The sequence below is a fragment of the Pseudomonas sp. FP198 genome (genome assembly GCF_030687895.1).
GTDB lineage: Bacteria > Pseudomonadota > Gammaproteobacteria > Pseudomonadales > Pseudomonadaceae > Aquipseudomonas.
The window spans coordinates 835,203-860,535 of sequence record NZ_CP117452.1 but is presented as its reverse complement, the minus strand read 5'-3'; the positions used below and the strand labels follow the sequence as shown (position 1 = coordinate 860,535).

Annotated in this window: 22 protein-coding genes; 10 read left to right on the top strand and 12 right to left on the bottom strand. The window is 62.7% G+C overall.

The window, feature by feature from the left end:
* Nucleotides 1–100 precede the first annotated feature (100 nt).
* Nucleotides 101–1,999 carry a 3-dehydroshikimate dehydratase QuiC gene (quiC, locus tag PSH78_RS04020; protein WP_305498651.1) on the bottom strand — a complete coding sequence of 633 codons (1,899 nt, stop codon included), beginning with the start codon at nucleotides 1,997–1,999 and terminating at the stop codon, nucleotides 101–103.
* Nucleotides 2,000–2,269: 270 nt separating this feature from the next.
* Here quiC and PSH78_RS04015 point away from each other — a divergent pair, with 270 nt between their 5' ends.
* On the top strand, nucleotides 2,270–3,607 hold the full coding sequence (locus tag PSH78_RS04015; protein ID WP_305498649.1) for an MFS transporter: 1,338 nt from the start codon (nucleotides 2,270–2,272) through the stop codon (nucleotides 3,605–3,607).
* A gap of 154 nt (nucleotides 3,608–3,761) precedes the next feature.
* On the opposite strand, the gene PSH78_RS04010 is transcribed toward PSH78_RS04015, so the two are convergent.
* Nucleotides 3,762–4,640, bottom strand: coding sequence for a DMT family transporter (locus tag PSH78_RS04010; RefSeq protein ID WP_305498647.1), 879 nt, complete (start codon nucleotides 4,638–4,640; stop codon nucleotides 3,762–3,764).
* Nucleotides 4,641–4,888: 248 nt separating this feature from the next.
* Between PSH78_RS04010 and PSH78_RS04005 the strand changes: the two genes are divergently transcribed.
* Both PSH78_RS04005 and PSH78_RS04000 read left to right on the top strand, forming a co-directional pair.
* A complete protein-coding gene (locus PSH78_RS04005; protein ID WP_305498645.1) occupies nucleotides 4,889–5,767 on the top strand; it encodes a neutral zinc metallopeptidase in 879 nt (292 codons plus the stop codon).
* Complete coding sequence (locus PSH78_RS04000; RefSeq protein ID WP_305498643.1) at nucleotides 5,768–6,715, top strand: alpha/beta hydrolase; 948 nt, start codon at nucleotides 5,768–5,770, stop codon at nucleotides 6,713–6,715. It begins immediately after the preceding gene.
* A 143-nt stretch (nucleotides 6,716–6,858) separates the two neighbouring features.
* On the opposite strand, the gene PSH78_RS03995 is transcribed toward PSH78_RS04000, so the two are convergent.
* The 3 genes from PSH78_RS03995 to PSH78_RS03985 form a co-directional block, all read right to left on the bottom strand.
* Nucleotides 6,859–7,452: an HAD family hydrolase gene (locus PSH78_RS03995; protein ID WP_305498641.1), complete on the bottom strand. Its 594-nt coding sequence runs from the start codon at nucleotides 7,450–7,452 to the stop codon at nucleotides 6,859–6,861.
* A complete protein-coding gene (gene tesB, locus PSH78_RS03990; protein ID WP_305498639.1) occupies nucleotides 7,449–8,318 on the bottom strand; it encodes an acyl-CoA thioesterase II in 870 nt (289 codons plus the stop codon). Before tesB ends, PSH78_RS03995 begins: the two co-directional genes overlap by 4 nt.
* A 104-nt stretch (nucleotides 8,319–8,422) precedes the next feature.
* Nucleotides 8,423–8,992 carry a GNAT family N-acetyltransferase gene (locus PSH78_RS03985; protein WP_305498637.1) on the bottom strand — a complete coding sequence of 190 codons (570 nt, stop codon included), beginning with the start codon at nucleotides 8,990–8,992 and terminating at the stop codon, nucleotides 8,423–8,425.
* 72 nt (nucleotides 8,993–9,064) lie between these two features.
* Here PSH78_RS03985 and PSH78_RS03980 point away from each other — a divergent pair, with 72 nt between their 5' ends.
* Together PSH78_RS03980 and PSH78_RS03975 are read left to right on the top strand one after the other, a co-directional pair.
* Entirely contained in the window at nucleotides 9,065–9,985 is a 921-nt protein-coding gene (locus PSH78_RS03980) for a histone deacetylase (RefSeq protein WP_305498635.1), read from the top strand.
* A 279-nt stretch (nucleotides 9,986–10,264) separates the two neighbouring features.
* Nucleotides 10,265–11,506 carry a TIGR03862 family flavoprotein gene (locus tag PSH78_RS03975; protein WP_305501178.1) on the top strand — a complete coding sequence of 414 codons (1,242 nt, stop codon included), beginning with the start codon at nucleotides 10,265–10,267 and terminating at the stop codon, nucleotides 11,504–11,506.
* A gap of 135 nt (nucleotides 11,507–11,641) precedes the next feature.
* Here PSH78_RS03975 and PSH78_RS03970 read toward each other — a convergent pair whose 3' ends face one another.
* From PSH78_RS03970 to PSH78_RS03950, 5 genes are all read right to left on the bottom strand, one after another.
* Nucleotides 11,642–12,979: a DEAD/DEAH box helicase gene (locus PSH78_RS03970; RefSeq protein WP_305498634.1), complete on the bottom strand. Its 1,338-nt coding sequence runs from the start codon at nucleotides 12,977–12,979 to the stop codon at nucleotides 11,642–11,644.
* A gap of 58 nt (nucleotides 12,980–13,037) precedes the next feature.
* Nucleotides 13,038–13,940 carry a drug/metabolite exporter YedA gene (gene yedA / locus PSH78_RS03965; protein WP_305498633.1) on the bottom strand — a complete coding sequence of 301 codons (903 nt, stop codon included), beginning with the start codon at nucleotides 13,938–13,940 and terminating at the stop codon, nucleotides 13,038–13,040.
* Between the two features lie 243 nt (nucleotides 13,941–14,183).
* Nucleotides 14,184–14,795, bottom strand: coding sequence for a PolC-type DNA polymerase III (locus PSH78_RS03960; RefSeq protein ID WP_305498632.1), 612 nt, complete (start codon nucleotides 14,793–14,795; stop codon nucleotides 14,184–14,186).
* 21 nt (nucleotides 14,796–14,816) lie between these two features.
* Nucleotides 14,817–15,296 (bottom strand): NYN domain-containing protein, encoded by a 480-nt coding sequence (locus tag PSH78_RS03955; protein ID WP_030140338.1) that lies wholly within the window; start codon nucleotides 15,294–15,296, stop codon nucleotides 14,817–14,819.
* Nucleotides 15,297–15,424: 128 nt separating this feature from the next.
* Nucleotides 15,425–16,195 carry a DUF2076 domain-containing protein gene (locus PSH78_RS03950; RefSeq protein WP_305498631.1) on the bottom strand — a complete coding sequence of 257 codons (771 nt, stop codon included), beginning with the start codon at nucleotides 16,193–16,195 and terminating at the stop codon, nucleotides 15,425–15,427.
* A gap of 176 nt (nucleotides 16,196–16,371) precedes the next feature.
* Here PSH78_RS03950 and PSH78_RS03945 point away from each other — a divergent pair, with 176 nt between their 5' ends.
* Together PSH78_RS03945 and PSH78_RS03940 are read left to right on the top strand one after the other, a co-directional pair.
* Nucleotides 16,372–17,031, top strand: coding sequence for a YciC family protein (locus tag PSH78_RS03945; protein ID WP_305498630.1), 660 nt, complete (start codon nucleotides 16,372–16,374; stop codon nucleotides 17,029–17,031).
* Nucleotides 17,028–18,107 (top strand): endonuclease/exonuclease/phosphatase family protein, encoded by a 1,080-nt coding sequence (locus PSH78_RS03940; RefSeq protein WP_305498629.1) that lies wholly within the window; start codon nucleotides 17,028–17,030, stop codon nucleotides 18,105–18,107. The genes PSH78_RS03945 and PSH78_RS03940 overlap by 4 nt, the downstream gene beginning before the upstream one ends.
* Before the next feature lie 126 nt (nucleotides 18,108–18,233).
* Here the strand turns inward: PSH78_RS03940 and hrpB are convergent, their stop codons facing one another.
* Nucleotides 18,234–20,750, bottom strand: a complete 2,517-nt coding sequence (gene hrpB / locus PSH78_RS03935) for an ATP-dependent helicase HrpB (RefSeq protein ID WP_305498628.1) — start codon at nucleotides 20,748–20,750, stop codon at nucleotides 18,234–18,236.
* A 95-nt stretch (nucleotides 20,751–20,845) separates the two neighbouring features.
* On the opposite strand from hrpB, the gene PSH78_RS03930 reads away from it, so the two are divergent.
* Together PSH78_RS03930 and PSH78_RS03925 are read left to right on the top strand one after the other, a co-directional pair.
* The gene (locus tag PSH78_RS03930) at nucleotides 20,846–21,265 is read left to right on the top strand and encodes a polyribonucleotide nucleotidyltransferase (protein WP_305498626.1); all 420 of its coding nucleotides are present in this window, start codon (nucleotides 20,846–20,848) and stop codon (nucleotides 21,263–21,265) included.
* Nucleotides 21,266–21,292: 27 nt separating this feature from the next.
* Nucleotides 21,293–22,186, top strand: a complete 894-nt coding sequence (locus tag PSH78_RS03925) for a cation diffusion facilitator family transporter (RefSeq protein ID WP_305498624.1) — start codon at nucleotides 21,293–21,295, stop codon at nucleotides 22,184–22,186.
* Nucleotides 22,187–22,318: 132 nt separating this feature from the next.
* Here the strand turns inward: PSH78_RS03925 and PSH78_RS03920 are convergent, their stop codons facing one another.
* Nucleotides 22,319–23,299 carry a DUF6515 family protein gene (locus PSH78_RS03920; protein WP_305498623.1) on the bottom strand — a complete coding sequence of 327 codons (981 nt, stop codon included), beginning with the start codon at nucleotides 23,297–23,299 and terminating at the stop codon, nucleotides 22,319–22,321.
* 341 nt (nucleotides 23,300–23,640) lie between these two features.
* On the opposite strand from PSH78_RS03920, the gene PSH78_RS03915 reads away from it, so the two are divergent.
* A complete protein-coding gene (locus tag PSH78_RS03915; RefSeq protein ID WP_305498621.1) occupies nucleotides 23,641–25,332 on the top strand; it encodes a ShlB/FhaC/HecB family hemolysin secretion/activation protein in 1,692 nt (563 codons plus the stop codon).
* Nucleotide 25,333 lies beyond the last annotated feature (1 nt).

Genomic DNA, 25,333 nt, shown 5'->3' with positions numbered 1-25,333 from the left:
CGGGCTCACGGCCATCACTGCACAGGTTCGCGATTATGGGCCGCACCGCACAGTGAAGGAAGCCACGGCGTTGCCCTTTACCGCCGCGCTTACGATTTCCCTACAACTTGGCGTGCCGCAAGCCACCGCTGCGGGACTTGGCCATGGCCGCCAGCCGCACCGCGACGTTGGCCGCGCCGTAGCCGGCATAACCGTTCTTGCGCTGGATGATTTCGAAGAAAAACCGCCCTTCGAACGGTTCGGTATAGACGTGAAACAACTCGCCGCCCTGGGCGTCACGGTCGTACAACACGTTGAAATAGGCCAGCTCGCTGAGAAACTCATCGTCGAAATCGAAACGTGCCGCCAGGTCATCGTAGTAGTTGAGCGGAATGTCCAGCAACGGCACCCCGGCCTCCTTGGCACGGCTGACCTGGGCGAAGATATCGTCGCAGTCAAAGGCGATATGGTGCACGCCGGAACCGCGATAACTCGACAGCGCGTGTGAGATCGCGGTGTTGCGGTTCTCGGAAATGTTCAGCGGCAAACGAATCGAACTGCAGCGGCTGCGCAACGCACGGCTTTTCACCAGGCCATAGGGGTCGGGCAATACCACTTCATCGTCAGCTTCGAAATCCAGCAGGCTCTTGTAGAACAGCACCCAACTGTCGAGGCTGTCGGCCGGCAGCGCCATCGCCATGTGGTCGATGCGCTTGAGCCCGGCGCCGATGACCGCACCGGGTTGCAAGTTGAAATCGGTGCCATAGACATCGGCGTCCTGGTCCACCAGGTAGATCAGGCTGCCGTCCGGCGCGCGCACCGCCGCCAGCTCCAGCTCGTTGGGCCCGACCAGGCCACGATAAGGCTGGCCCTTGTAGGCCACCGCCCGCTTGAGGGCGCTGGCGCTGTCCTTGACCCGCACGGCGGTGGCGCACAACGATGGGCCATGGGCTTCAAAAAAGCTGTGGGCGAAGGAATACGGCTCGCAATTGAGGATCAGGTTGATATCGCCCTGGCGCAACAGGCTGACGTTCTTGGAGCGATGCTGGCCGGCCTTGACGAACCCCAGCCGCTCCAGCCAGTGGCAGAGCTTGGCGCCGAGGTTGTCATCCACGGCGAACTCTAGGAATTCAACGCCGTTGTATTCGCTGGCCGGCGCTGTCGCGAAGAGGATATCGCTGTTCTGGGCAGGCGCTTGCGCGGCCAGGCGCTCTCGGGTTTTTTCTTCCAGGTACAGCAGCGAACGCAAACCGTCGGCGGCGTTGGCCCTGGGCGGCGCGGCGCGAAACCCGTCGTTGAAGATCTCCAGCGACAGCGGCCCGGTGTAACCGCTCTGGATGATCGGCGCGAGGAAACCCGGCAGGTCGAATTCACCCTGGCCCGGAAAACAGCGGAAATGCCGGCTCCACTCCAGGACGTCCATCGCCAGGATCGGTGCGTCGGCCATCTGTACGAAAAAAATCTTCTCCCCGGGGATCTCGGCGATGGCGCTCGGGTCGCCCTTGAGGGACAAGGTGTGAAAGCTGTCGAGCAGCACGCCCAGGCTGGGGTGATCGGCCAGGCGCACGATGTTCCAGACCTGTTGATAAGTATTCACGTGGCGGCCCCAGGCCAGCGCCTCATAACCGATGCGCAGGCCCCGCGCACCGGCACGCTCGGCCAGCAAGCGCAGGTCATCGATCAGTATCTGCTCGTCGCCGACGCTGTCAGCCGAGGCATTGCTGCATACCAGCACCAGATCAGTGCCCAGCTCCTGCATCAGGTCGAATTTGCGCTCGGCGCGGTCGAGGTTGCGCGCCAGACGATCCCGGCGGCAGCCTTCGAAATCCCGAAATGGCTGGAACAAGGTGATGGCGATACCCAGGTCGGCGCACATCTGCCTGATTTCCCGAGGGCTGCCGTCGTAATACAGGAGGTCGTTCTCGAAAATTTCCACGCCGTCGAAACCAGCGGCGGCAATCGCTTCGAGTTTTTCCGGCAGGGTACCGCTCAAGGAAACAGTGGCAATGGAACGCTGCATGACTTCGGCTCCCGGGACAGGCATCGGCTACACAAGGTGCGCCGCTTTTGAAAGAGTCAGCCGATTATTGAGCGGTCGGTTTTTTTGGGCAATTTAATATGTACCATTCGGTTAGTTTTTTGGGCGATTATCGAACACAATGCCCGATCAGCGAATTGACGATTTTTTGTCCACTGCGCACCATCGGCCCCACATTGACGCCGGGTTGCGGCGCGAGCCTCAATGCAGACCCAGACCACACCATAAGAATTTCAAGAACGGGTGCACCTTATGATTCCTTCCCAGAGTTCCCGCCTGGCCCCCGGCCTGAGTGCCGCCCAAGGTGGCATCGGCGACAAGATCCGTGGCGCCATGGCCGTGGGCAAGACCCGTTGGGGCATGCTTGCCCTGGTGTTTTTCGCTACCACCTTGAACTACATCGACCGCGCCGCCTTGGGGGTCATGCAGCCTATCCTGGCCAAGGAAATGAGCTGGACGGCGATGGACTACGCCAATATCAACTTCTGGTTTCAGGTCGGTTATGCGGTCGGCTTCCTGCTGCAAGGTCGCCTGATCGACCGGATCGGCGTCAAGCGGGTGTTCTTCTGCGCCGTGCTGCTCTGGAGCCTGGCAACCGGCGCCCATGGCCTGGCCACTTCGGCGGTGGGTTTCATGGTCTGTCGCTTCATCCTCGGCCTGACCGAAGCCGCCAACTACCCGGCCTGCGTCAAGACCACGCGGCTGTGGTTCCCGGCCGGCGAACGGGCCGTGGCCACCGGCATCTTCAACGCCGGCACCAACGTTGGCGCGATGTTCACGCCGATGCTGCTGCCGCTGATCCTGCACGTATGGGGCTGGCAGGCCGCGTTCCTGTGCATGGCCGCGCTAGGCGGGATCTGGTTGCTGTTCTGGGGCCTGAAATACTTCAACCCGGAAGATCACCCCAGCGTCAAACAGTCGGAACTGGACTACATCCAGGCCCAGGAAGAACCGGACCAGGTCCGCGTACCGTTCTCCCGTATCCTGCGCATGCGCGGCACCTGGGCCTTCGCCCTGGCCTACTCGATTACCGCGCCGGTGTTCTGGTTCTACCTCTACTGGCTGCCGCCGTTTCTCAACCAGCAATACAACCTGGGCATCAACGTGACCCAGATGGGCATCCCGCTGATCATCATCTACCTGACCGCCGACTTCGGCAGCGTCGGCGGCGGGATCCTGTCCTCGTTCCTGATCGGTCGCGGGCTCGACCCGATCAAGGCGCGACTGGTCTCTATGCTGCTGTTCGCCTGCTGCATCGTGGGGGTGATCATGGCCGCCGGCTCCAGCAGCCTGTGGGTGGCAGTGTTTGCCATCTCCCTGGCCATCGGCGCGCACCAGGCCTGGACGGCGAATATCTGGAGCCTGGTGATGGACTACACGCCCAAGCACATGATGAGCACGGTGTTCGGCTTCGGCGGCATGTGCGCGGCCATCGGCGGGATGTTCATGACCCAGTTGGTGGGGCACATCCTGACCGTCACCCATAACAACTACACGGTGCTGTTCACCCTGATTCCGGCGATGTATTTCATTGCGCTGATCTGGATGTACTTCATGGCGCCGCGCAAGGTTCCGTCCTTGGAAAACTGACCGTGAACTAACGGACAGTGATTTACCCGTGGCGAGGGAGCTTGCTCCCGCTCGATTGCGCAGCAATCGCAAAAAAGCGAGGGCCGCTTCGCAGCCCAGCGGGAGCAAGCTCCCTCGCCACAAAAACCTCTGCCAGCTATAAAAGGTTTGAGCTTTACTTGCGCCGCTGCTGCCACGCCGCCGCCAACCCACTCAAGCAGATCAGGACGATACCCACTACCGTGGTCAGCGTCGGCGTATGGCTGAACAACAGCCAGCCGAGCAACCCGGCAAAGACAATCTGGCAATACCCGAATGGCGCCAGCAACGCCGGGGCGGCGAAGCGGAAGGCCTGGGTCAGCATCAGGTGCGCGGTCATCCCGCAGGCGCCCAATGCGAGCATCATCAAGCCGTGGGTCACGCTGGGCACTTGCCAGAAGAACGGCACCAGCGCGCTCATCACCAACGTGTTGCACAGGCCAGCAAAAAAGTTGCTGGTGGTCGGGCTGTCGATCTCACTGAGCTTGCGTGTGAGCAATTGGTAGAAACAGAAAAATAGCGCCGAACAGAACGGCAACAGCACCGCCGGGGTGAACAGATCACCACCTGGATGGACAATGATCAGCACGCCGATGAAACCGAAGATCACCGCGATCCACTGACCGCGCGTCACGTGTTCGCCCAGCAACGGCACTGACAACGCGGTGACCAGCACGGGGGCGAGGAAGTTGACCGCGGTCGCCTCGGCCAAGGGGATGTACATCAGCGCCGTGGTGAAAAACAGACTGGTGCCCAACAGGCACAACGCCCGGGCCAGTTGCCACAACGGACGCTTGGTCCGCAGCACCCGCAGCCCCGAGCGCGGCAGGAAAATGCCCGCCATCAACAACGTGTGCACCACGTAACGGGCCCAGACCACCATGATGATCGGATAAAAACCCGAGAGATATTTGGACAACGCGTCGTGACTGGAGAACAGGAACGTTGCGACCAGAATAAGCACGATGCCCTTGAAAGCCTGGTTGACGCCGGAGAGCGGAGTGCTGACGGTCATGAGGGAAACCTGCGTTGCTTGATGAAAGGCCGTGATCCTTGATGCACTTGTTGGGCCAGCGAGGATTCCGATAGTTCTGGTCCGAAGTGTAATGAAAATTCCGCCCTCGGGCAGGATCGGCGCACTGATGAACCAAAATCCCTGTCAGTTGCCTGAAAGCTCAAGCATGCGCGCACCTTGCGCTCCTGAAAGCTAGACTCTTCGCCACAGCAGCCATTCTTCGCACGGTCATTCAGAGGATTTCCCCCATGTTATGGAAAAAAGGTCGCCGCAGTGACAACGTGGTGGACGCCCGCGGTGACGGCGGCGGGATGCGTTTTGGTGGCGGCAAGGGCTTGAGCCTGACGGCCATTATCCTGATCGTCGGCATCGGCTGGATCACCGGCCAGGACCCGATGCAGATTCTCGGGCAACTGACCGGACAGATGGACCAGGCTTCCGCGCCCGCTCCTTCGCAAACGCGCCAGGCGCCACCGGCCAACGACGAACAGGCTGAATTCGTGCGCTCCATCCTGGGCGATACCGAAGACACCTGGGGCCAGGTTTTCCAACAGGCCGGGCGCCAGTACCAGCAACCGAAGCTGGTGCTGTTCAGCGGTCGGGTCAACTCGGCGTGCGGCCTGGCTTCCTCGGCGACAGGCCCCTTCTACTGTCCGGCGGACCGGCAGGTTTACCTGGACATGAGTTTCTTCAAGGAAATGTCCCAGCGCTTTTCCGCCGCCGGAGACTTTGCCCAAGCCTACGTCATCGCTCATGAAGTGGGCCACCACGTACAGACGCTGCTCGGCGTGTCGGCGAAAATCCAGGAAGCGCGCCAGCAAGGCCGGCAGATGGAAGGCGACGGTGGTTTGCTGGTGCGCCAGGAATTGCAGGCCGATTGCCTGGCGGGCGTCTGGGCCAACCACGCGCAAAAGCGCCTGAACTGGCTTGAACCGGGGGATATCGAAGAGGCCTTGACCGCCGCCAATGCCATTGGCGACGATCGCCTGCAGCAACAAGGCCAGGGCCGCGTGGTGCCGGACTCGTTTACTCACGGCACCTCGGCACAACGGGTGCGCTGGTTCAAGACCGGTTTTTCTCAAGGCCAGGTCAGCCAGTGCGACACCTTCGCGGCGAAAACCCTGTAGATGAAGTGGCGGGCATTGCTCGGGCTGGTGCTGTGCTGCGCCGTGGCCCAGGCCGAGGAACACGGCGTCAAGGTGATCGCCGAGGGACGCTTGCAGATCAGGGGCGGCGCCATGGCCGTCGGTGTCAGCCCGCCACCGGCCTCGATCGAGCGGGTGCTGATCATCCTCCATGGTCGGCTGCGCAACGCCGACACTTACTTGCACAGCGCTGAAAAAGCCGCGGCACAAGCCGGTCAATCGGCGACGACGTTGATCATTGCCCCACAGTTTCTCAACGAACATGACGTGGCGCGCCATCAGTTGCCTGCTGAAATCCTGCGCTGGCAGGGCAATGACTGGATGGCGGGCGGCCTGTCCACGGGGCCGAAACCGCTCAGTTCATTCCAGGTGCTGGACGACATCGTTGCGCGGGTCAGCGACCGCCAGCAGTTTCCCGCAGTGAAAGACATCGTCATCGTCGGCCACTCCGGCGGCGCCCAAGTGGTGCAGCGCTATGCCCTGCTTGCCCATGGCACATATCGCATCAGCCCACGGTTCGTGATCGCCAACCCTTCGTCCTACGCCTACCTGGACGCACAGCGGCCCATGGCGTTCGACCCGGTCAGTTGCCCAGGCTTCAATCGCTGGAAATACGGCCTGGAAAACCTGCCCGCCTACGCCACCGGGCAAACGTCCGCCCAGCTCGAGGATCGCTACATCAAGCGCGACATCGTCTATCTGCTTGGACAACAGGACATCGACCCGGAACATCCGGCGCTGGATAAAGGTTGTGAGGCGCAGACACAAGGGGCGTATCGGCTGCTACGGGGGCATTTCTTCTTTGACTACCTGACCCGGCGCCACCCGCAAGGGTTGAATCAGCGACTGATCGAAGTGCCCGGGGTTGGGCACGATGGGGACGGGATGTTCAATTCGCCGGAGGGGTTGAGGGTGTTGTTTGGGCAGTGAGCGTTGTGTCGACTTTCAGGGCCTCATCGCGAGCAAGCTCGCTCCCACAGGGGATTCCTGTGCATCACAAAATCCATGTTCGCCGTAGTTCCACTGTGGGAGCGAGCTTGCTCGCGATGGCGGTCGATCAGTCAACCAACCTCTCAAGCCGAAAGCATCCGCCGCAACTCGGCGCAATCACGCGCATGCCAGTCCGTCAGCTCCGGCCAGGGATTGTCCGGCAGATTCACCAGCACCGTCCGCGCGCCCGCCGCGCGGCCGCAGTCGAGGTCAAAGCGGTAGTCGCCCACCATCACCATGGTCTCGGGCGCCACGTTCCAGGCCTCGGCCAGTTTCAACAGGCCACCGGGATGCGGCTTGGGCGGCGCTTCATCACGACCGAGAACGTCCTCCACGGCAAAACAATCGGCCAGGCCGATCGCCTCAAGCGTCACGTGGGCGAGCTCGCGGGCATTGCGCGTCAGGATGCCCAGGCGATAACCACGCCCGGCCAACTCGCGGACCAGCTCCACCGCCCCCGGCGCGGGCCTGGAGCCCAGCGCCAGGTCCCGCTCGTGTTCCAGCAACCAGGCATGTTTGGCCGTGGCTTCTTCAGCGGGCAATCCCGCCAGATGCGTGAGGATGTCGTCTTCGGCCGGAATCGCCAGGGCCACGCGGATCGCGGCGAAATCATGCACGGCGATGGTCAGCGTGCCGTCCATGTCGAACACCCAGTGCCGCACATCGGCCAGGCTCATGCCCAGTCCTTGCGATGGCGGATCAGGCCTTCCTGGGTCACCGAGGCCACCAGTTGCCCGCCGCGATTGAACACACTGCCCCGGGAGAAGCCACGGGAATTGCCGGCCCAGGGGCTGTCCATGGCGTAGAGCAACCAGTCATCGGCGCGCAGGTCGGCATGGAACCACAGCGCGTGGTCGAGGCTGGCGACCTGCATGTCCTTGTGCCAGACCGATTTGCCATGAGGCAGCAACGAGGTGGTCAGCAGGCCGAAATCCGACGCATAGGCCAGCAGGTATTTATGCAGGGCCGGGGAATCCGCCAAGGCGCCATCGGCACGGAACCACACGTACTTGACCGGATCGGCCGGTTGCGGGTTGTACGGGTCCTTTTCGGTGACCGGGCGCACCTCGATCGGCTTGGGGCACAGCAGTTTTTCGCGCATGTGTTCAGGCAACAGGTGCGCGCGCTGCTGGGTCAGTTCCAGTTCCGAGGGCAGGTTTTCCGGCCCGACGACCTGCGGCATCGTGCTCTGGTGCTCGAAGCCCTGTTCGTCGTACTGGAACGACGCGCTGCAGGTGAAGATCGGGTTGCCCTTCTGGATCGCCGTGACCCGTCGGGTGCTGAAGCTGCCGCCATCGCGCACGCGATCCACCTGGTAGACCACCGGCAACGCCGCATCGCCCGGGCGCAGGAAGTAGCCATGCATCGAATGCACATGGCGCGCCTCTTCCACGGTCTGGCTGGCCGCCGACAGCGACTGGCCCAGCACCTGGCCACCGAACAGCTGGCGAAAGCCCAGGTCCTGGCTGCGACCGCGAAACAGGTTCTCTTCGATCGGTTCCAGGGTCAGCAGGTCGACCAGATCTTCCAACACGTGGCTCATTCAGATTTTCCTCACACAGCACAAAACCGCGCAGGCTGTGCTGCGGCGGCGGATCGATAATTGGCCCTGGCCATTTTGGCGGGCATTGTAAACGTCCGTGTCGGCTAACCGTGAAGGGTCTGTAACCATTGCTCACGATTGATGCGATAGAGCACATGGTGACGCAATGGATGACCGACCGCGAGCTTTGGGTGTTCGAAATCATCCTCCGGATCGTGCTGCATGCCGATGGCCTGCATGACTTTCTGCGAAGGCAAGTTATCCACAGCGGTAAACGCCACCACCTCGTCCAGGCCCAAGCGGTCGAAGGCGCAACGCAACGCGGTCCACGCGGCTTCGCTGGCATACCCCAGCCCCCAGTGCTCGCGCGCCAGGCGCCAGCCGATTTCCACCGCCGGGGTGAAATGCGCATCGAACCCGACCACGCCCAACCCGGTAAAACCGATGAAGGCACCGGTGTCCTTGCGCTCCAATGCCCACAAACCAAAGCCATGCTCGGCAAAATGCCCGCGCACCCGGCCGATCAACGCAGCGCTTTCCAGGCGACTCAGGGGGGCCGGAAAATAACGCATCACTTGCGGATCGGCAGACATCGCCGCAAACGCCGGCAGATCTTCATCGCGCCACTGCCGCAATATCAGCCGTGCGCTTTCCACTTCCAGTATCGGCTCCATCTTCACTCCCTTTCCATGCCCAGAGTCTACATCGCTGGTAGGATCCGTCACTCACCCGCCACTGAAAACACCATGCCGCTTCCGCTGATCTACCACGAAGACTACAGCCCCGAATTCCCTACGGAGCACCGTTTCCCCATGGACAAGTTCCGCCTGCTGCGCGATCACCTGGTGGACAGCGGCCTGGCCCGGGACTCGGACCTGCTGCGTCCGCCCCTGTGTCCGCCGGACGTGCTCGCCCTGGCCCATGATCGCGCTTATATCGAACGCTACATGGGCGGCGAGTTGTCCCGCGAAGACCAACGGCGCCTCGGCCTGCCCTGGAGCGAAGCCTTGGCTCGCCGAACGGTACGCGCCGTCGGCGGATCACTGCTGGCCGCCGAGCAGGCCCTCGAACACGGACTGGCCTGTCACCTGGCCGGCGGTACCCACCACGCCCACTACGACCACCCGGCCGGCTTTTGCATCTTCAATGACCTGGCGGTGATCAGCCGCTATTTCCTCGCCAGCGGTCAGGTCTCGCGAGTGCTGATTTTCGACTGCGACGTGCACCAGGGCGACGGTACGGCTCGAATACTCCATGACACTCCCGACGCCGTGACAGTTTCCTTGCACTGCGAAAAGAATTTTCCTGCACGCAAGGCGCAAAGCGACTGGGATATTCCCCTGCCGATGGGCATGGAGGACGCCGCTTACCTGAAGGTCGTCGATGACGCACTCAATTACCTGCTGCCGCTCTATCAGCCGGATCTGGTGCTCTATGACGCTGGCGTCGATGTGCACAAGGACGATGCCCTCGGTTACCTGAAGCTGACCGACGAAGGCCTCGCCGCCCGGGACGAGAGCGTCATGCGCCACTGCCTGGGCCGGGACATTCCGGTAGTCGGCGTGATCGGCGGCGGCTACAGCAAGGACCGCAAGGCCCTGGCCCGCCGCCATGGGATCCTGCACCACAGCGCACAAAGGGTCTGGACGTCATCAGGTTGTCACTGAAGTCTGCGCGTTACCCACAATGCCTGTGGAGCGGCCTGTGGATAACCTGAGCGAAAGGGCCTACAACCTATGCCGCCTATAGCTCGCAAGAGCTTGGCTGTTTTTTAACCAGACTTTCCAGCCATCCATATATCCCCCCTGTGGGAGCGAGCCTGCTCGCGAATGCAATGCACCAGTTGATGCTCATGTAACTGACACACCGCATTCGCGAGCAGGCTCGCTCCCACAGGGATTTGTGCTGATAGAATGCCCCGCCTACTCCTGCCCCACAGCCCGATCATGACCTCGACCACCAAGCCTTCCACCCCAAACATCGCCATCATCGGCGGCGGCCCGGCCGGCCTCATGGCGGCCGAGGTACTGAGCCAGGCCGGCCTCCAGGTCGACCTGTACGACGGCATGCCATCGGTGGGCAGGAAATTTCTGCTGGCCGGTGTCGGCGGCATGAACATCACTCACTCGGAAGCCTTCCCGGCGTTTCTCTCCCGCTACGGCGAACGCGCACCGAATATCGCCCCGCTGCTGCGAGCATTTGGCGCGAATGAGCTGTGCGAATGGATTCACGGCCTGGGCATCGACACCTTTGTCGGCAGCTCCGGGCGGGTATTTCCTACCGATATGAAGGCCGCCCCGCTGCTGCGCGCCTGGCTCAAGCGCCTGCGCGATGCCGGCGTGCTGATTCATACGCGCCACCGCTGGCTTGGCTGGAATGCCGACGGCAGCCTGCGCATTGCCAGCATGGACGGGGAAAAGGCCCTGCTGCCCGACGCGACCTTATTGGCGCTGGGAGGCGGCAGTTGGTCTCGCCTGGGCTCCGACGGTGCCTGGATGTTGCCGCTGGAACAGCGCGGCGTGGTCCTCGCGCCTCTGCAGCCAAGCAACTGCGGGTTCGATGTGCCGGGCTGGAGCGATCTGATGATCGCCAAATTTGCCGGCACCCCACTGAAGAACATTGCCATCGGCCTTAACGATGACGTACCACGCCTCGGCGAATGCGTCATCACCGCTACCGGCATCGAAGGCAGCCTGATCTATGCGCTGTCGGCGCGGATTCGTGAGGCCATCAATCAACACGGCAGCGCGACCATTCACCTGGACCTGCTGCCGGGCAGGCCTTTGGACAAGGTTCTCCAGGCATTAAGCAAGCCGCGCGGTTCTCGCTCGATGGCCAAGCATCTGCACAGCCAGTTGGGGCTCGACGGGGTCAAGGCAGCGTTATTACGGGAACTGACTCCAGCCGATTGTTTTGCCGACATGGCGCGGCTGGCCCAGGCGATCAAGGCGTTGCCGGTCACGCTGGTGAACACCCGTCCGCTGGACGAAGCCATCAGCAGTGCCGGCGGCGTGACTTTCGAAGCACTCGATGAGCGACTGATGCTCAAGCAAGTGCCCGGCGTTTTCTGCGCGGGAGAGATGCTCGATTGGGAAGCGCCGACCGGCGGATACTTGCTTACGGCATGCTTTGCCAGCGGTCGTGCGGCGGGGTTGGGGATGGTGGAGTGGCTACAGCGCCAGGCTTGAAGACCGAGGCGCGCCCATCGCGAGCAAGCTCGCTCCCACACAGGATCTGAGGTGCACACAAGATATGTGAACACCCGCTAACCCATGTGGGAGCGAGCTTGCTCGCGATAGCGGTGTATCAGACACAGCAAATCATCAAGGCTTACGCTTGCGCGGCCCGGTATTGAACACCGGCACTTTTCGCACAGGTTTCACCGAAGGCTCTACCGGTCCCGAGTCGCCACTGTCCACCCACTTGCCAAGGTTGCGTTTGCCGCCACCACCGGAAGCTTTCGGCTTTTTTGGCTTTTTCGGTTTCTTGATCACCTGGCCGCTGGCATCGGTATCCGGCACGCGATGTTCAGGTTCGAAGTCCTGTTCCATCTGCCGGGGCAATGTCTGACGGGTCAGGGTTTCGATGGCGGACAGCAGATTCACTTCATCGGCGCAGACCAGGGAAATCGCCTGCCCGGTGGCACCCGCACGGCCCGTACGGCCGATACGGTGGATGTAGTCCTCGGCGACGATCGGCAAATCGAAGTTCACCACCAGCGGCAAGTCCTCGATGTCCAAGCCTCGGGCCGCGACGTCGGTGGCCACCAGGATCTGCACTTCGCTGGCCTTGAAACGATCCAGCGCGCGCTGGCGGGTCGCCTGGGGTTTGTCGCCGTGGATGCCATCGGCGTTGACGCCCAGGCCCTGGAGTTTTTCTACCAGCGCATCGACGCCGTTGCGGGTCTTGGCGAATACCAGCACCTGCTTCCACTTGTGCTTGCGCATCAGGTGGATGAACAGTTCCGGCTTGCGCTTCTTGTCCACCGTCACCACCCATTGCTTGACGGTGTTGGCGGCCACGTTGCGCGGGCTCACTTCGATGCTCAGCGGGTCGTTGAGCATCTGCCCGGCCAGCAGGCGGATCGCATCGGAGAAGGTCGCCGAGAACAGCAGGGTCTGGCGCTTCTTCGGCAGGGCCTTGTAGATGTTCGCCAGTTCCTCGGAGAAGCCTAGGTCGAGCATGCGGTCGGCCTCGTCCAGCACCAGGGTCTGCAACTGGTTGAACTTCAGCGCGTTCTGGCGGAACAGATCGAGCAAGCGGCCCGGCGTGGCCACCAGCAAGTCGACGCCTTTGCGCAGCTTCATCATCTGTGGGTTGATGCTGACGCCGCCGTACACGGCGTAGGTGCTCAGCGGCAGGTTCTGGGCGTACTGGCGCACGCTTTCGTGGACCTGCTCGGCCAGCTCGCGGGTCGGCACCAGGATCAGCGCGCGCACCGAGTTGGCAGCGACTTTCGGCCCTTCGGTGGTCAGCAACTGCAACAGCGGCACGGCGAAACCGGCGGTCTTGCCGGTGCCGGTCTGGGCCGCGGCCATCAGGTCGCGACCGGCGAGCACCGCCGGCATGGCTTGGGCCTGGACCGGGGTCGGCGTCTGGTAGCCGAGCGTCTCGAGGGCGCGCAGCAGGGGTTCGATCAGGCCAAGAGTGGCGAAAGTCATGGAGATACCGTAGGAAAAATCAGCGCAAGGTGTGCAATGCGCGGCAGTTTACCCTAAATCAGGATTCGGCCGGTGCGGGCTTGGGCTTGCGCCACTGCGGCAACCCGATCAGGACCACGGCGCTGATAATCACCAGCATCGCCAAGGCCTCTTCGATACCAATGGTTTCCCCGGCGAAGACGATCCCCAGCAACACCGCCACCGCCGGGTTGACATAGGCGTAGCTGGTGGCTGCGGCCGGACGCACATGCTTGAGCAGGTACATGTAGGCGTTGAAGGCGATGATCGAACCAAAGCCGATCAGATAGACCAGCGCGAACCAGCCTTCCAGCGGCGGCATGTGTTCCAGGCGCTCGCCACTGGCGAAGCTGCCGATCAACAGCACCACGCCGGCCACCAGCATCTCCACGGCGCTGGCCATCGCTCCCGCCGGCAACGGCAGGTGTTTGCTCAACACCGAGCCGAAGGCCCAGGAAGCCGCCGCAAACACCAGCAAGGCCGCCCCCATCGGGCTCGATTGCAGGTTGGAACCGAGGTTGAGCATGGCGATACCGATCAGCCCCAATACAATCCCGGCCCATTCCAGACGCGTATTACGCGCGCCCCAGAAATATCCGCAGAGCAAGGTAAACAAAGGCACCGTCGCCACGGCCAACGCCGCCACGCCCGAGGCCACGCCCATATGCTCGGCGATACTCACCGCGCCATTGCCGAACGTCAGCAACAACACCCCGATCAGCGCCCCGGCCTTCCACTGCGCCCAGGTCGGCGCCGGTGCCCCGCGCCAGCGCAGGAAGCCATACATCAACGACCCGGCGATCACGAAACGAATCCCGGCCAGCAGCAAGGGCGGCCAATGCTCGACGCCGATGCGAATCACCAGATAGGTCGATCCCCAGATGACGTACAAGGCGAAGAAGGCAGCGATCAATGGCAACGGAAAACGGCGTGGGCCAGGCATGTTCAGCTCGAAGTCAGGACGATGAAACCTGTCATTTTAAAAAGGCAATCGGCAGAAATTAAGTTACAAAATCTGTTTATCCGAGCCATACACTTTTCAAGACACGGCAGATCTCAGATCAACACAACCCACCCTGTGGGAGCGAGCCTGCTCGCGAAAGCGGTGTGTCAGACAACACAGAGGCTGAATGTACCGCCGCCTTCGCGAGCAGGCTCGCTCCCACAAAAGGATCCTGGGTGTATTTCAGAACCCGCGATGGCGCTTGAGATGCTCGTTGATTCTCGCTGCCGGCACCTTCTGCAAGCTGCACAGCAGGTCATGGGACAACTCCCGCAGCCCATGCTTTTGCCGCAATTCCGAAGCCAGGTGCGCGGTGAGGTTGGCGGCCATTTCGGCATCGGCCATGGCCCGGTGGGCCTGGCCGGTGTGGGGCAGGCCGGCGAAAGCGTTGAGCGTGCCGAGCTTGTGGTTCGGCGCCGCTGGCATCAGGCGTCGGGCCAACAGCAGTGAACAGGCAAAATTCTGCAGGCGGGTGCGCTTGATTCGTCCCAGTTCGAAGTCCCAGAACTTCTGGTCGAACGCGGCATTGTGAGCCAGCAGCGGCGTGATGCCGACGAATTCGTTGACCTCGTTCATGACCTTTTCCGCTGGCGGTGCGCTGCGCAGCATGGCATTGCTGATACCGGTCAGTTGCTCGATGAAGGCCGGCACGCGCACGCCGGCGTTCATCAGGCTCTGGTAACGGTCGACTATCCGGCCTTGCTCAAGGATCACCACGGCGATTTCGGTGGCCCGGCAACCGCTGCTCGGGGTGATGCCGGTGGTTTCAAAGTCGATGACTGCGATGCGTTCCAAACCGGTGGGGCTCCTTGAAAATCAGTTCTTGAGCAACAACGCGCCTTCGATCGGCACATAGCGGCTGGCGGCGCGGATCAGCGAGTTGGCAGTCAACCCAGGTACCCCATAGGCCACCGCCTGCACGCCGTGTTTGCTGATGATGCGTTCGAGCAACATGTCGAAATCGCCATCACCGGAGGCCAGGACCACCTCGTCGACGTGGTCGGCGGCGTCCATGATGTCCAGGGTGATGCCCACGTCCCAGTCGCCCTTGGCCGAGCCGTCGCTGCGCTGGATATAGGGCTTGAGTTTCACGGTGAACCCCAGGTTGCGCAGGATCTGCTGGAATTGCTGTTGCTTGCTGTCACCGCGATCGATCGCGTAGGCATAGGCCTCGACGATCTGCCCCTGCTTGCTCACATCGGCCCACAGCGCCGCGTAGTTGAAATGGCAGCCATAGGCTTGGCGCACGGTGTAGTAGAGGTTCTGGACATCGGCGAACACTGCGATTTTTTTCACCGCGTTTCCTCTTGAATGCACACGCGCGCAGGCCACCCGGGCCGAAAAGTCGCCCAGTATGCCAGTCTCGAGGAGCGTTCCGCGAATAATCGGCCCGAGGCGCCAGGGCGCCCCGGACGAACGGCGGATCAGACGAAAGAGTCGTCGTCGCCGAACAAGGACGAATCGTCGCTGTAGTCGGCGTCGCTGAAACCGCCCTGGTCGTTGCCGTAGCTATTGTTGCCGTAGCTATCGCTGTCGGCCACGCGCTGATCATCGCCCCAACCGCTGTCACCGTTGTTGGCGGTGTCATTGACTGGCTGGGCCGGCTCTTCCTTGAGGATCTCGACGATCTCCTCGGGTTGATTGCTGTGGAACAGACTGCTGATGCCCTGGGCGAGCATCACACCACCGGCCACGCCCGCTGCGGTTTTCAAGGCACCGCCGAGAAAGCTGCCCGCCGCCGGGGCCTGCTGTTGCGGCGCGGCATAATTGCCGGGCGCAGCGCCAAAGCCAGACTGGGCCGGCACATTGAAGGAGGGCCTGGCCGGTTCGCGCCAGCCACCACCGCCGGTTGCCGGTGCGCTTGCTGGCCGTGAATCGCGGTTGCTGCCACCGAAGATACTCGAAAGGAAACCACCGCCGCCGCTTGGCGCCGAAGTCTGGCTGCGGGCCTGTTGCAATTCGCCCTGCAATTGCTCGGCCTGTTGGGCGAGCTGTCTGTTCTGCTCGTCCAGGCGCTTGATCGCCGCCTCTTGCACCAGGATTGCCTGGGCCATGAAATAGCCCGCGGCAGGCTGGTTGGCCAAGTGTTCCTTGATCCGCGCCTCTGCCTGGGCGTCGCGCGGGGCTGAATCCTTTTCGGCCTGCTGCAGCCGTGAAAACAGTCCATCGATCAGGGTTTGTTCTTCGCTGTTCATGGCGACCTCATCAGATTGCCGGATTAAAACCAGGCCGGTCGCAAAGACCGGTGCGAGTCAGTAATGGGGTTGCGCAGGAAGCTTTCAATGGTCTTTACCTGATGTTTACGTTTGCTTGTGCGGTCGCTTCATCGGTTAAAGTGTCGGACCGCTTTTTCGAACTGCGATACCGACTCATGAATCCGTTAGAAGTACTGCGTGACTCCTTGTATTTTTTCAAGCGCAACCTGGGCCGGATCGCCCAGCTGTGCCTGCCGCTGGTGGTCCTTGAGGCCGTGCTGCAACAAGGGGTGGACAGCGCCATCGGCGCCGACGGTTTCTCCGGCTACAGCGTGATCGTCGGTCTCCTCGTGTACCCGCTGTATACCGCGGCGTTGATCCTGTTTCTCGATGCTCGCAGTCGCGGCGAAGCCCCGCGTGCCCGTGACCTGCTCGCGGCAGCCCTCCTCCAGTGGCCGCGCTTCGCCTTGCTGACCGCCCTTAATACGCTGCTGATCCTGATCGGCATTTCCTTGTACTTCCTGCCGGGGCTGTGGCTGATGGTCGTCCTCGCCTTCGGTGAATACCTGTTGGTTTTGCGGGGCATGGCGCCCTTGGCGGCCATGAAGGAAAGCGCGCGCCTGAGTCGGGGCAATTTCTGGCGAATCCTGTTATGCATCCTCGCCGTAATGGTCCCGTTGTGGCTGCTCAAGGGCGCCAGCGTCTCGGTGTATCCGCCGCCGCAGAACCCCTTCATCAGTTTGCTGATCGACAGCGTCCACAGTTTCCTGCAACTGTTCACCACCGTGGTGCTGTTTCGAATGTTCATGTTGATTGCAGAAAAACCCGAGCCATGAGCCGTCTGCTGCGATACGTCTTGCTGGGCCTGTTGTTGCTCGTCGGCATTGCGGCCTTTTCCATCTATGGCCCGACCTGGCGCCCACAGGCCCGGGAAGCGCTGCCCGTCAGTTGCACCGCAAATGCCGCGCCGCTGGTGCCCGGCCAGGCCCTGAAGGTGATGACCTGGAACGTCCAGTTCCTGGCTGGCAAGCGCTACGTGTTCTGGCACGACCTGGCCGAGGGCGACGATGAAAGCCCGACGCCGGAAGACATGGCCTTCAGCCTCGACGAAGTGGCACGGGTCATCCGCGACGAGCAGCCGGACGTGGTGCTATTGCAGGAACTCGACAACGGTGCCAAGGCCAGCGACTACCAGAACCAGCTCAAGCTCTTGCAGGAACGGCTGGCCGACCTCTATCCCTGCGGCACCAGCGCTTTTGACTGGAAAGCCGATTTCATTCCCAGCCCACATATCTTCGGCAGCGTTGGCCGCCAGTTGGCGACGCTGAGCCGCTACCGCATCGACCGTGCGGAGCGGGTGCAATTGCCGGTGGCCGAGGCGAACTTCATCAGCCGCCAGTTCCAGCCGAAAAATGCCTTGCTGGTGAGTTACCTGTCCCTGAGCGACGGCGGACAGCTGGCAGTGCTCAATACGCACCTGGAGCGGGCCACCCAGCCGGACGACACGGCGCGCGCGCAAGTCAGCGCGATAGCCAAGGCCTTGGACAAGCTTGAATCCGCTGGCACGCCCTGGCTGATCGGGGGAGATTTCAACCTGTTACCCCTGGGCCAATACCGACGCCTGCCCACCGAGCAACGCTCACCCTACTCCGCCGACAGCGAGCTGCACCTGCTGTGGGACAAATACCCGATGATCCCCACCAACAACGAGGCCAGCGGCATCGACCGGGCAAACTGGCTGACCCACTACCCCAATGACCCCGGCCTCAACGGCCCCGACCGGACCGTCGATTACCTGTTCTACAGCCCCCACCTCAAACGGGTCGAAGCCCAGGTCCGGCAGGACGATACGTTGCGCATTTCCGATCATTTGCCGGTGATCGCGCGGTTTCTGTTGCCGGCTACCCCGTAACCAAGCTCACTGAATACCCCTGTGGGAGCGAGCTTGCTCGCGATAGCGGTGTGTCAGCTGATGTGATGCTGCCGACCTACCGCCATCGCGAGCAAGCTCGCTCCCACAAGGGGTTTGTGTTGGGCCTCACTTACGCGGCTTGACCCGCGCCGTCGCCTCCGCCACCAGCGGGTCGTCCGGCCAGTAATGCTTGGGATAGCGTCCCTTGAGATCCTTCTTCACCTCGGCGTAAGTGCTGCGCCAGAAGTTCGCCAGGTCCTGGGTCACTTGCACCGGTCGGCGCGCGGGCGATAGCAGGTGCAGCTTGACTACCTGCCGACCACCGGCGATACGCGGGGTGTCGGCCAGGCCGAAAAGCTCCTGCAAGCGCACCGCCAGAATCGGTGGATGCTCGCTGTAGTCCAGGCGAATCGACGACCCCGAAGGCACGCTCAAGTGCTGCGGCGCCAGTTCGTCCAGCCTCTGCGGCAGCGGCCAGGGCAACAGGTTACGGACGATGCTCGACAGATCCAGGCTGGCAAAATGACTGAGGCGCGACACCCGGCCCAGGTAGGGCATCAGCCAATGCTCGAGACTTTCCAACAGGGCAGCGTCGCTGACATCCGGCCACTCGCTGTCGCCCTTGGTATCCAGGTCGAGCCGGCGCAGCAGCGCCACCCGCGCCTGCCACTGCCGCAGCTCCGGTGTCCACGGCAACAACTCCAGCCCCTTGCGCCGGACCAGGTTGACCAGCGCCCTGCTGCGGGCCGATTCATCCAGGCCGGTCAACGGCTCGCGGCTGAGTACCAGTTCACCGACCTTGCGCTGGCGCTCTGCGCGCAGCACGCCTTCGCGCTCGTCCCAATCCAGTTGGTCTTCGGTACGTACTTGCTCTGCCAGCACCGAATCGAACAGCGCCGGATCGAAATCCGTCGCCAGGTAGATCCGTTCTTCCCGCTGGCCCTGGCGACTGCCCAGCTCGGCAATCACCAGCCACGGTTGCTTCATCAGACTGTCGGCCTCGGCAAACAGCGCCGCACGCCCATTCGCCAGGCGATATTCCGCGCCGCCGGGGCGCCGCTGTTGCGCGACACGATCCGGATAGGCCAACGCCAACAGCGCGCCGAGCCAGCGCGGATGCTCGGGATCGGCGACGGCTTCCTCGGCCTTGCCGCGCAAGTAGCCACGATACTGCCGGGCCAATTGCCGCGCCCGCTGCACACCGCCCTGAGCGCCGCGTGCCGCTCGTTCCTCGCCGGACAGCAACGCCAGGCGACTGTGCAAATCCGCGCCGGCGCCGCGAAGAATGTCACGCTCGCCCAACAGCGCCGCGACATTGCAGGCCATGTCCGCCAGACCCAACGCCTGGCCCCGCAGCAGCAAGTGCGCGATGCGCGGATGGGCCGGTAGCTCGGCCATGGCCTGGCCGTGCCGAGTCAGTTGTCCACCGTCCAGCGCGCCCAGGCGCTGCAATAAATCCTGCGCCTGGGCATACGCGGCGGTCGGCGGGACGTCGAGCCACGTCAACTGCTGCGGCGTCACGCCCCAGCGGCCCAATTGCAGGGCCAGCCCGGCCAGGTCCGCCGAGAGAATCTCGGCGCTGCCGTAGGCCGCCAGCTGTTCATGCTGGTCTTCGGACCACAACCGGTAACACACCCCCGGCTCCAGTCGCCCGGCCCGGCCGGCCCGTTGGGTGGCGCTGGCGCGGGAGATACGCTGGGTGTCGAGGCGGGTCATGCCACTGCCCGGGTCGAAGCGCGGTACGCGGGCAAGCCCGGCATCGACCACTACCCGCACACCGTTGATGGTCAGGCTGGTCTCGGCGATGTTGGTAGCGAGCACCACTTTGCGCTGGCCGGGCGGCGCCGGATCGATGGCGGCGCGCTGGGCGGCCAGGTCCAGCTCGCCATGCAGCGGACACAGCAACACGTTGCTGCCCTCGCCCAAGGCGTCGGCCAATTGTTGATGAACTCGACGGATCTCCGCCTGCCCCGGCAGGAACACCAGCACGCTGCCGGTTTCGTCGTGCAGCGCTTCGAGGAGGGTCTGCACCAATCGCGGTTCGATGAATTCGCCGGGCTGGAATGGCCGGCCCCAGCGCACCGTCACCGGGAACATGCGTCCTTCGCTGCGCAAGATCGGCGCATCGTCCAGCAACCCGGCCAGGCGCTCGCCTTCCAGTGTCGCGGACATCAACAGAATCTTCAGCGGCTGCTCGTCACGAAACAGCTCCCGACCGTTGAGGCTCAACGCCAGGGCCAGGTCGGCATCGAGGCTGCGCTCGTGGAATTCATCGAAAATCAACAGCCCCACGCCATCCAGTGCCGGATCGTCCTGCAAGCGGCGCGTGAGGATACCTTCGGTGACCACTTCAATGCGGGTTTTCGGCCCGACCTTGCTGTCGAGGCGAATCCGGTAGCCCACGGTTTCGCCGACCTTTTCCCCCAGTTCGCTGGCCAGGCGCTCGGCCGCCGCCCGTGCCGCCAGGCGCCGCGGTTCGAGCATCAGAATGGTCTGCCCGGCCAGCCACGGCTCGTTCAACAGGGCCAAGGGAACACGGGTGGTCTTACCGGCACCGGGGGGCGCTTCGAGCACCGCTTCGTGGCGCGACGCCAGGGCTTGGCGCAGGGCCGGTAAAACTTCATCAATCGGCAAAGAAATCATGCTGGCTCCAAAACAGAGGGCCGAGTATAACGGCGAACTGTTTAGCGTGGTCTGGACTCCAACCAGCAACGCCCTTACCTGCTCAGGAGATTGTTATGCGTATTCCCTTTCGCGTGATCGGCGGCGTGCTGGTCGCCAGCCTGCTGACCCAGATCAGCGCCTGTGGCTCGATCTTCTACCCCGACCGTCGCGGCCAGATCGAGGGCAAGATCGACCCGGCCATCGCCGCGCTCGACGCTGTCGGCCTGCTGTTCTACATCATCCCAGGGCTAATCGCCTTTGCCGTTGACTTCGCCACCGGCGCGATCTATTTCGAGCCGGGCAGAAGCGTGCAGATCGAACCGGAAAAACTCAAGCCGGCCATCAACGCCGACGGCACGGTCAATAGCCAGAAGCTGCAAGCCATCCTGGAGCGCGAGCTGGGCCGCAGCTTCCCGCTGGACGACCCGCGCCTGATCCAGCACAAAGGCAACGTGCAACAACTGGCCACGCTCGGTCTCGTACCCGCCGCGTAAGAGGCGCAGCCCAAGGAAGACCGCGCCATGACCACCAGCGCCGAACACGCTCGCCTGCTACGCCTGGCCACCCGCGCTTCGGTGGCCGTGGCGTGCATTCTGATCATTGCCAAGGCGCTGGCCTGGTGGCTCAGCGGCTCGGTGAGCATGCTCGCCGGCCTGACCGACTCGGCGCTGGACGGCGTCACCTCGTTGCTCAATCTGCTGGCGGTGCATTACGCCCTGCGGCCGGCTGATGACGATCATCGCTACGGGCATGGCAAGGCTGAATCACTGGCCGGCATGGCCCAGGCCCTCTTCATCGGCGGCAGTGCGGTGCTGATCGCGTTGCAGGCATACGAACGACTCAAGCAGCCGCTGCCGGTCGAGGCGCCCTGGCTCAGCGTCGGGGTGATCGTGTTTTCCCTGGCGCTGACCCTGGCGCTGCTGGCATTGCAGCATCGGGTCGTGCGCGCCACCGGCTCCAACGCCGTGCGCGCCGACTCGCTGCACTACCGCTCGGACCTGTTGCTCAACGGCAGCATCCTGGTGGCCCTGGTCCTGGCCGGGTTCGGCTGGTATCAACTCGATGCCTGGTTCGGCCTGGGCATCGCCGCGTACATCCTCTGGAGCGCAGTGCAGATAGCACGGGAAAGCTTCGCCGTGCTGATGGATGAAGAGCTGCCGCCGGACGTCAGCCAGCACATGCTCGAACTGGCCTGCGCAGTGCCCGGCGTGATCGGAGCCCATGACCTGCGCACACGAATCTCCGGCAACCACTGGTTCGTGCAACTGCACCTGGAATTGCCGGGGGAACTGACCCTGTCAGTGGCCCACGGCATCAGCGACCAGGCCGCCGATGCGATCCATCGCGCTTATCCGAAGGCCGAGGTGCTGGTGCATGCTGATCCGTCAGAAGTGGTGAAGCGCACCAACGCTTGATGCCGAACACCGTGGCGAGGGAGCTTGCTCCCGTTGGACTGCGCAGCAGGACCTAAAATTTTGCGGTCGCTGCGCAACCGAGCGGGAGCAAGCTCCCTCGCCACAAAGAGCGGGCATGCCGCTCGCACAATCTCAGTACGTCACCTGATACCCACGACTGCTCAAGCAATCGCCTTGGGCCCGACGATAGGTTTGCACCACCTCCGGCGCCGGTGGATAGGTATAGGTGCGCGGGTCGAAACCACTCTGCTGCACCGCCCAGCGATAGCAATCGTAGCCGTCCTGGTTGACCTGCTCGGGCGACTGGCCGTTGGCCGGATAAGCCACCACGTCGAAGCTGTTGCCTTGCGGTTGCGGCTGCGGATTGGCGGCCGGCGCCTCGACCACGACGTAATCCCGGGTGTTGGCTTCATAAATGTAATAGGCGCCAGCGGCGAGGAAAAACAGCGAGCTGCCGATCCAGACCTCACGGGCATAATCGGGCAGATAGCGGGTCCGAATGCCCCGAGGCGGCTGCACCACGACATAACGCGGCCCTTGCGGGCGATACCAGTAGCCACCCGAGTAGAAATAATCCTGGCCGCGATAAGGCACGCGGTAATTACGATCCGGGAAACGATCGATCACATACCCTGGCCGATATTGCGGCCCCTGACCCCAACCGTTGCCATGGCCGTCCGGCCGACCGGGCCAGTGCTGATCGGGCCGGTTGTCGTGGCCTGGACGCGGCCCGCCGTTGGGATAACCGTCGTTGCGCCGTGGAATGTCGCGGTAGTAGCCCGGTCGCGGCTCCTGGGTCTGGTTCACGCTGTCGGGCCGGCCCTGGATCGGCAGGTTGTTGCCGGGTTGCGGTTGCGACGGGCGGTTCTGAACGTTGGGGTCCTGCGGTGGACGCTCGTAACGTTGCCCACCTGGGGATTGCGGCTGGACCTCGAACTGCCGGCTGTTGTCGCCACGAATGATCTCGTTGCTTTGCGGCCGGGGCTGGCCTGAATAACCCGGGCCATTACCGTTGGGACCGCCACGGTTCTGCTGATCATCCGCCATTCCCTGCGCACTGACACTTGCCCACAACAGACCAACACCTGCCAAACGCCAGATGCGCGACTTCATGAAATTCCTCACAGCGATTCGGGGCCTGAAAATAAGACTGGAAAAGCCCAGGCCGGTTCGGCGACAGGTTATCAGGCGCGGGGCTTGATTCGCAGGACCACAGCAAAATTTCATGGCGTCGCCTCGGATATGAGCGCACAGCCGCACAGCAATCAAAGCCTTATGCCACCATCTAAAGCGAATCAAACGACAACTACCGTTCGTCGGCTTTACCTCAGGCTTTTTTATTACACGAAGTTTAAAGATTTAAGATGCCCCCGATTTAACCGGGCCGCATGGACTTTTGCGCCTGAAACGACCGCTGGCATCCGTCGCAATTAGCCGTTCAAGGGAATGAAGGCATGACCCGCTTTAGTCTTTCGCACCTTTTCGCTGCTGGTGCAATTTTTACCTCCCTCGCCAACGCCGCGCCCCTGCAAAGTCCTGGGGACCGCGATCTGATTCGTGACCGCCAGCAGCAACTGCTGCAGGAACAACAAAAACGCCTCGACGAGCTTCAACAACTGCCCGGCAAGACGTTGCCCCCACCTGAGCCGGCCAGCCCCGACGACAGCCGCTGCTTCGACATCAAGACCATCGAGCTTGAAGGTGCGAACCATCTCGATGCAGACATGCGCGATCAACTGCTCAAGCCATATCGGAACCAATGCCTGTCGCTCGGGCAGATCAATACCCTGCTCAAGGCTGTGACCCACCACTATCTGGAACGCGGGTTCGTTACCACGCGCGCTTACTTGCCGCAGCAGGATCTTTCGGGCGGCGTCCTGAAAATCGTTGTGGTCGAGGGGCAGCTCGAAGGTTTCGACAGCTCCGCCATCGTCAGTCCCCGCGAGTTGACGATGACCTTTCCCGGCCAGATTGGCGCGCCGCTGAACCTGCGGGAACTGGAACAACTGGTGGATCAACTTGGCCGTCTGCCGTCCCGCCAGGCCCAGTTGGAGCTGACTCCGGGCGAGCAAGTCGGCGGCAGTCGCATCAGCCTCAAGGGCGAACGTGAAAAACCCTGGCAGGTCTCGGCTACCCGCAACAACGACGGCGACCGCAGCACCGGCCAGCAGCAGATGGGCCTGGGCCTGGACTGGGACAGCCCGCTGGGCCTGGCCGACCAATTGAGCCTGCGCGCCAACCAGGACGCGGTCAGCGATCACTGGCGCCATTCCGACAACCAGAGCCTTTACTACAGCGTGCCCTACGGCTGGTGGACGTTCAATTACGCCTACAGCCAGAGCTTCTACCGCGCCAGCGGCAACGCCCAGGGCTACGTATTCGGTTATGACGGCACCAGCAAGAATCACGCAGTACGCGCCGAGCGCGTCTTGCACCGCGACAACGTCAGCAAGACCGGCATCAGCTTCGGCCTCAGCCAACTGCGCACACGCAATTACGTCGACGACAACTTCATCGACGCCTCCAGCGTGACCATCACCGAGACCCAGTTGAGCCTCAACCATGGCCGGCGCATCGGGACCGCGTTCATCAACCTGGACGCCGGATGGCAACAGGGGATCGGCGCGCTGGATGCCCAGCGTGACAGCGCTCACGACGAACCGCAGTCGCGCTACAACAAATACAGCCTGACGCTGAGCTACTTACAGCCTTTCCGCCTCTGGGGCGAAAGCTTCAGCTTCGACAGCCTTGCCACCGGCCAACGCAGCGAAGATCAACTCTACAGCCCGCAACGAATCAGCCTCGGCGGTGTCAGTTTCGGTACGTGGCCTGCAAGATCAGACCCTGACCGCGACAGCGGCGGTTACTGGCGCAACCAGTTACGCTGGCGCCGGCCCGTGACTTGGCAACCCTTGCAGCCGGTATTACAGGAATACGGCGTGGCGTTTGCCTACGACGTCGGCGTGATCGAGGGCACCTCCTCGAATCCCGATGAACGTGGCCGCGTCACCGGCAACGCCCTGGAGCTCAATGCCAGGGGCAAGCACCTGGCCACTTCCGTGAGCTTCGCCCGCTCGTTGGAACGCCCCGGGATTATCGAGAAACGCGAACGTCCGGTGTATTTCCGCGTCGATCTGTTTTTCTGAT

Excerpts from the sequence above, each read along its gene's own strand:
- PSH78_RS03945 (WP_305498630.1), top strand. The coding sequence starts at position 16,372 with ATGAATCCGTTAGAAGTACTGCGTGACTCCTTGTATTTTTTCAAGCGC.
- PSH78_RS03975 (WP_305501178.1), top strand. The coding sequence starts at position 10,265 with ATGACCTCGACCACCAAGCCTTCCACCCCAAACATCGCCATCATCGGC.
- PSH78_RS04010 (WP_305498647.1), bottom strand. The coding sequence starts at position 4,640 with ATGACCGTCAGCACTCCGCTCTCCGGCGTCAACCAGGCTTTCAAGGGC.
- PSH78_RS03970 (WP_305498634.1), bottom strand. The coding sequence starts at position 12,979 with ATGACTTTCGCCACTCTTGGCCTGATCGAACCCCTGCTGCGCGCCCTC.
- quiC (WP_305498651.1), bottom strand. The coding sequence starts at position 1,999 with ATGCAGCGTTCCATTGCCACTGTTTCCTTGAGCGGTACCCTGCCGGAA.
- PSH78_RS03950 (WP_305498631.1), bottom strand. The coding sequence starts at position 16,195 with ATGAACAGCGAAGAACAAACCCTGATCGATGGACTGTTTTCACGGCTG.
- PSH78_RS03925 (WP_305498624.1), top strand. The coding sequence starts at position 21,293 with ATGACCACCAGCGCCGAACACGCTCGCCTGCTACGCCTGGCCACCCGC.
- tesB (WP_305498639.1), bottom strand. The coding sequence starts at position 8,318 with ATGAGCCACGTGTTGGAAGATCTGGTCGACCTGCTGACCCTGGAACCG.
- PSH78_RS03985 (WP_305498637.1), bottom strand. The coding sequence starts at position 8,992 with ATGGAGCCGATACTGGAAGTGGAAAGCGCACGGCTGATATTGCGGCAG.
- PSH78_RS04000 (WP_305498643.1), top strand. The coding sequence starts at position 5,768 with ATGAAGTGGCGGGCATTGCTCGGGCTGGTGCTGTGCTGCGCCGTGGCC.
- PSH78_RS04005 (WP_305498645.1), top strand. The coding sequence starts at position 4,889 with ATGTTATGGAAAAAAGGTCGCCGCAGTGACAACGTGGTGGACGCCCGC.
- PSH78_RS03980 (WP_305498635.1), top strand. The coding sequence starts at position 9,065 with ATGCCGCTTCCGCTGATCTACCACGAAGACTACAGCCCCGAATTCCCT.
- hrpB (WP_305498628.1), bottom strand. The coding sequence starts at position 20,750 with ATGATTTCTTTGCCGATTGATGAAGTTTTACCGGCCCTGCGCCAAGCC.
- yedA (WP_305498633.1), bottom strand. The coding sequence starts at position 13,940 with ATGCCTGGCCCACGCCGTTTTCCGTTGCCATTGATCGCTGCCTTCTTC.
- PSH78_RS03920 (WP_305498623.1), bottom strand. The coding sequence starts at position 23,299 with ATGAAGTCGCGCATCTGGCGTTTGGCAGGTGTTGGTCTGTTGTGGGCA.
- PSH78_RS04015 (WP_305498649.1), top strand. The coding sequence starts at position 2,270 with ATGATTCCTTCCCAGAGTTCCCGCCTGGCCCCCGGCCTGAGTGCCGCC.
- PSH78_RS03995 (WP_305498641.1), bottom strand. The coding sequence starts at position 7,452 with ATGAGCCTGGCCGATGTGCGGCACTGGGTGTTCGACATGGACGGCACG.
- PSH78_RS03915 (WP_305498621.1), top strand. The coding sequence starts at position 23,641 with ATGACCCGCTTTAGTCTTTCGCACCTTTTCGCTGCTGGTGCAATTTTT.
- PSH78_RS03940 (WP_305498629.1), top strand. The coding sequence starts at position 17,028 with ATGAGCCGTCTGCTGCGATACGTCTTGCTGGGCCTGTTGTTGCTCGTC.
- PSH78_RS03930 (WP_305498626.1), top strand. The coding sequence starts at position 20,846 with ATGCGTATTCCCTTTCGCGTGATCGGCGGCGTGCTGGTCGCCAGCCTG.